The organism is Planktothrix sp. FACHB-1355 (assembly GCF_014748295.1).
Taxonomy (GTDB): Bacteria; Cyanobacteriota; Cyanobacteriia; order Cyanobacteriales; family Aerosakkonemataceae; genus Aerosakkonema; species Aerosakkonema funiforme_A.
On record NZ_JACJUP010000503.1, the window covers coordinates 1 to 4,629 of the forward strand.

7 protein-coding genes and 2 pseudogenes are annotated in these 4,629 nt (G+C 45.5%); 6 read left to right on the plus strand and 3 right to left on the minus strand.

The features are described from left to right. The 3 genes and pseudogenes from H6S82_RS19305 to H6S82_RS19315 form a co-directional block, all read left to right on the plus strand. A pseudogene (locus H6S82_RS19305) lies at window positions 1–313 on the plus strand (hypothetical protein); the annotation flags it as partial. Window positions 314–464: 151 nt separating this feature from the next. Next, window positions 465–743: a hypothetical protein gene (locus H6S82_RS19310; protein WP_190467293.1), complete on the plus strand. Its 279-nt coding sequence runs from the start codon at window positions 465–467 to the stop codon at window positions 741–743. Between the two features lie 40 nt (window positions 744–783). Further along, window positions 784–1,746, plus strand: a complete 963-nt coding sequence (locus H6S82_RS19315) for a DUF362 domain-containing protein (protein ID WP_190467291.1) — start codon at window positions 784–786, stop codon at window positions 1,744–1,746. Between the two features lie 156 nt (window positions 1,747–1,902). Here the strand turns inward: H6S82_RS19315 and H6S82_RS19320 are convergent, their stop codons facing one another. Further along, the gene (locus H6S82_RS19320) at window positions 1,903–2,046 is read right to left on the minus strand and encodes a hypothetical protein (protein WP_190467289.1); all 144 of its coding nucleotides are present in this window, start codon (window positions 2,044–2,046) and stop codon (window positions 1,903–1,905) included. A gap of 109 nt (window positions 2,047–2,155) precedes the next feature. Between H6S82_RS19320 and H6S82_RS19325 the strand changes: the two genes are divergently transcribed. The 3 genes from H6S82_RS19325 (at window position 2,156) to panD (ending at window position 3,472) form a co-directional block, all read left to right on the plus strand. Continuing rightward, window positions 2,156–2,344 carry a hypothetical protein gene (locus tag H6S82_RS19325; protein ID WP_190467287.1) on the plus strand — a complete coding sequence of 63 codons (189 nt, stop codon included), beginning with the start codon at window positions 2,156–2,158 and terminating at the stop codon, window positions 2,342–2,344. A 127-nt stretch (window positions 2,345–2,471) separates the two neighbouring features. Further along, on the plus strand, window positions 2,472–2,981 hold the full coding sequence (locus H6S82_RS19330; RefSeq protein ID WP_190467286.1) for an inorganic diphosphatase: 510 nt from the start codon (window positions 2,472–2,474) through the stop codon (window positions 2,979–2,981). 92 nt (window positions 2,982–3,073) lie between these two features. Continuing rightward, window positions 3,074–3,472, plus strand: coding sequence for an aspartate 1-decarboxylase (gene panD / locus H6S82_RS19335; protein ID WP_190467284.1), 399 nt, complete (start codon window positions 3,074–3,076; stop codon window positions 3,470–3,472). A gap of 251 nt (window positions 3,473–3,723) precedes the next feature. On the opposite strand, the gene H6S82_RS19340 is transcribed toward panD, so the two are convergent. Together H6S82_RS19340 and H6S82_RS19345 are read right to left on the minus strand one after the other, a co-directional pair. Continuing rightward, window positions 3,724–4,329, minus strand: coding sequence for a molybdenum cofactor guanylyltransferase (locus tag H6S82_RS19340; protein WP_255512258.1), 606 nt, complete (start codon window positions 4,327–4,329; stop codon window positions 3,724–3,726). A 24-nt stretch (window positions 4,330–4,353) separates the two neighbouring features. Next, window positions 4,354–4,629 (minus strand): annotated as a pseudogene (locus tag H6S82_RS19345) (hypothetical protein); the annotation flags it as partial.

Here is a 4,629-nt window from a genome sequence, read left to right on the forward strand (position 1 = left end):
CATCCAAGCAGCACTGCATCATTTAGAAGTTACCAAAGAAGGCCAACAGATTGTTGGCAATCTCTATAAAAATGTCTTAATCGTGGAACAAGAAATTGAAGAAGAAAATCATGTCATAAAAAATGAAGAATTTGAAAATGAACGTTTGTATGTAAGCGTAGCAGCTGAGCAGTTAATGTGCGATCGCGTGGGTTGTCAGGAAAATAAAAACTTGCGGGTGGATATAATTAATAAGCAAATTTTTGAGTTTAACAGCCAACTCCTAAATTTTCTGGAACGTAAGAAGAGAAGATGTTATTTATCCAATTATTAATCGGGAGCCGATGAATTAACGGGAAACACGGTCTAGAAATCTTGCTGATTGGGATGGGTTCTGTCAAGATGAGTAAAGCGGCGCTATAGCCCTTAGCAGCTACTGCAATTCAAGCAGTCTGTCAGTGACAATCAATCAGGAGATTTTTACCATGTCCATTCCCCCTGGCTATACTCAGCTGACTTTTCACTACATCCACGGTCAGACAGAAGCCTTTAATATCCCTGTGTCGCCAGAAGAATTCCAGCAACAAATGCAGAGCGTGTTAGAAAAACCTTTATTTACTCTGCATCTGCGAGATCAAACCGTTGTTATCCGTACAGCCGAAGTGATCAAAGTAGAGATTAAGCCTCCCCTGTCTCAACTTGAAGGTGAAGGTGTTTTTCCCAATTCCGAGCGCGTCACCGCATTGACTCGCAGCGGACGGTAAGCGTGCTTGTATAAAATATAACTTTGGAGAGATCGAGAAAATGCCACCAGCTGTTAGTTTGATCCAGGCTACTTCTTACGACCTGCGTTCCTTGCGATCGTCTCTAGAAACTCTGCTGGAACCGCTGGGGGGAATAACCTCGTTTGTCAAACCGGGCGATCGCGTTTTGCTCAAACCTAATTTACTCACAGGTTCGCGCCCTACCAAAGAGTGCGTCACTCGCCCCGAACTGGTTTACTGCGTTGCACAAATGGTACAAGCAGTCGGTGGCAAGCCTTTTTTGGGGGATGGCCCCGCTTTCGGCAGTGCGATGGGAGTAGCAAAGGCTAACGGTTATTTACCTCTGATTGACGAACTGAATTTGCCGATCGTCGAATTCCACGGACAGAGGTACGAGACTGTCAGTACGCAATTTAACCACCTGCTGCTATCCAAAGAGGCAATGGATGCCGATGTGGTAATTAACCTGCCCAAACTGAAATCTCACGTCCAACTAACCATGACGATGGGCGTCAAAAACCTGTTTGGTTGCGTCCCCGGCAAAATGAAGGCGTGGTGGCATATGGAAGCAGGTAAAGATGCCAACCGCTTTGGGGAAATGTTGGTGGAAACAGCGCGGGCGATCGATCCCGACTTAACTATCTTAGATGGTATTATCGGTCACGAAGGTAACGGCCCCAGCGGTGGAGAACCTCGGTATTTGGGCCTTTTAGCGGCATCGCGGGATGTGTTTGCGCTCGATCGCGCTATCCTAGAAATCCTCAACGTTGACCCCAGCTTAGTGCCAACAGCTGCCGCTTCGATGCGCTTGGGGCTTTGTCCCGAATTGGCAGCGATCGACTTTCCTCACTTACGTCCGGCGGATATCCAGGTTAATGACTGGAAACTACCGGAAGCCCTGGTAGCGATCGACTTCGGTTTGCCACGGGTGATCCAGTCCACCTTCCGGCATCTTTACATTCGCTTCATCAAAGAACCGATGAGTGCCTACGCAGGCCGCTAGTTGAGCTTTTGTTTGTGTAAAAATACTTACTATACCAGAGATCCAGGCAAATTTGGCTGCGTGGATCTCTATCTTTAGAGAGGTTTACATTGAGATTGTTTTCTAGGAAACAGTATCCCGAAAAGCTATTGTTAAAATTGTAAGTGTGGGACTAAATTAGCCCCACGCCTTGTTTGTAATTCCAACTGAATTGGTTAACAATTCAGTTAAAGCATCTTCTTTTATGAACTCAAGTGACCAGGCTGCCAACTCTCCTGACCGACCGTCGCCAAGGATGGCAGATATTGTGGGTACAGTCATAGCTTTGCTAACCCTGACGTTGCCCCTCTTTGTGATAGCTCACTACTCTTCAAACCAGGTTGAAGTTTTGCAACAGATAACCTATCCGCTACCAAACCAGAGGGAATGATTGAAAAGGATACCACGTTTCAGGGACAGCTTTGACTGTAAAAACCTAGATGCCCAATTAATTTTACGGCATCTAGAATTAAACTTTTCTCACGCAAAAGCTGCACCACAAAACTTTACAGACGGTAAATTTGCCGTCTGTACCGGTCTGGCGAACCCAGAAGCTACGGTGGACATTGCCCATCGCTAATACTAATTGCACCCACGGAAGACTTGGTGGCCGATATTCCCCTAGAATGCTACACGGGGGTTGTCGAGACTCGTTAAATGTGTAGTTCGCTTCACCCCGTATTTGCTGTAAACTTAGGAGTTCCACTGTGGACTTATCCCGCATACCTGCCCAACCCAAACCGGGTCTGATTAACGTTTTGATTGAGATAACCGCCGGTAGCAAGAACAAGTACGAGTACGATAAAGAACTCCAAGCTTTTGCTTTAGACCGGGTGCTATACTCTTCTGTCCAGTACCCCTATGACTACGGTTTTGTGCCCAATACTCTCGCCGATGATGGCGATCCCCTCGATGGGATGGTGATGATGGATGAGCCAACCTTTCCGGGATGTGTGATTGCCGCACGACCGATCGGGATGCTAGAGATGATCGACGGAGGCGATCGCGATGAGAAAATTCTCTGCGTACCGGATAAAGACCCTCGCTACGCCAAAGTTCAGTCTCTTCAAGATGTCCCGCCGCACCGCCTGCAAGAAATTGCGGAATTCTTCAAAACTTACAAAAATCTAGAGAAGAAGTCTGTCGAAATTTTGGGTTGGCAAGATGTCGATCGCGTAGCGCCTTTGGTCGAAAAGTGCATTAAAGCTGGTAGCTGAAAAGTCGGAATTCAGACTTGAATAACATATGAGCTTTTCGGGGTTGGAAATACTCTCTCTAGCCCCCAGTCCCTAGCCCCAACGCCCTAATCATGCAGCGATCGCTCCTTTTAGCCAAAATACACAGTTGCACCATCACGGCATCCAACCTCAACTATATGGGGAGTATCAGTATAGATAAAGCCCTGTTGGACGCTGCGGGGATATTACCTTACGAACAGGTGCAAGTTGTCAATATTGCCAATGGAGAAAGGTTTATCACTTATGCGATCGCTGCACCTGCCCATTCAGGTGCAATTGAACTCAATGGCGCTGCGGCGCGACTGGGAATGCAGGGCGATCGCATCATCATCATGACCTACGGACAATTCACACCGGAAGAGCTAAAAAATTACAACCCTAAAGTTGTCATGGTAGATGAAAGAAATCGCCTTTTAGAAGTGCGTCGTTACGATGAACTGCCGAGCAGATTTGACGCTAAAACTTTCTGATATTTTAGGCTTTTCTACCGCCATTAATCGATAATTTGCTGGCAGATGCGAAAATATTGTTTGTGGGAATATAGGGGGAAATTTTTCCCGCAGATTAAGACAGATAAACGCAGATAATAGATGTATTTTTTTAGGTAGTCAATTGTACCGCATTTGTGATTAATTTCTTCTGAATTATAATATTTTTTGTGACTTTTATTCCCTTCTGCTCCCTCACAGGTGTTCTCTAGGCGGGAAGCGAGTAATCTAGTCTAATATAAGTCAACTACTTGTTGCAGATCTGTGGGAGTGTTACAATTCCACAGCATACGCGCCTCTTTCTCCCCCACTGGGATAGCTTGTACGGGTATTTCTTTGAGCCAAGCTTGAAAAGAACGTTCGCCTTTTTGTATAAATTTATGCAAATCTGGTAAAGCTTCGCGGCGGTAGAAGGCGCATAAAGGTTCCCAAAGATTAGCCCGTCGCGGTACGACAGCTAAAATATGAAGGGGTATATGAGATAATTGGCTTACCCAATTTTGGAGAATTTCTGGCTCTAGCAAAGGCAAATCGCAAGCTAGTAGTAATATCCAGTCAGCCGTAATTTCTGCCAGTCCCTCAGCCAATCCCACCAGGGGGCCCTCACCTGGGCGAGATTCTTGTAAAAATTTATACTTTTTATTCACAATAGCTTGATAGCGATCGGGCCAAGGAGTCAGGATGTTAACTTGCTGACAACACTCAGCTGCTACTTGACAAACTCGCTCAAGTATGAGTGTGCCATTCCAAAGCATCAGTGCTTTATCCTGTCCCATCCGAGAACTTTTACCCCCAGCCAGGATAAGTGCAGTAATAGATATAGTGTTATCCAGATTCAATTAATCATTAATCTCCCAGAAATATCAGACTTGGTGTACTAACTGAAAAGACGCCACAGCATCGCGGATTTCTTGGAGTTTTTTCGCCGCTTGTCCGTTAGTAAGCAAGTTTTTAGTTTCGGTTATACCTGAGTGCATATCTGGACAAACGCCACAATTCCACAAGTAAAATCCACCATTCCATATTGCAGATTGCATCATTTCTGATGGTTTTCCTTGCAATACAGATTGCATTTCCTCTACTAATTCCGCAGTGGAATTAAACGAAGGATTTTTGTTACTAAAGTTGTAGTCATTGTG

Excerpts from the sequence above, each read along its gene's own strand:
- panD (WP_190467284.1), top strand. The coding sequence starts at position 3,074 with ATGCAGCGATCGCTCCTTTTAGCCAAAATACACAGTTGCACCATCACG.
- H6S82_RS19315 (WP_190467291.1), top strand. The coding sequence starts at position 784 with ATGCCACCAGCTGTTAGTTTGATCCAGGCTACTTCTTACGACCTGCGT.
- H6S82_RS19320 (WP_190467289.1), bottom strand. The coding sequence starts at position 2,046 with ATGACTGTACCCACAATATCTGCCATCCTTGGCGACGGTCGGTCAGGA.
- H6S82_RS19310 (WP_190467293.1), top strand. The coding sequence starts at position 465 with ATGTCCATTCCCCCTGGCTATACTCAGCTGACTTTTCACTACATCCAC.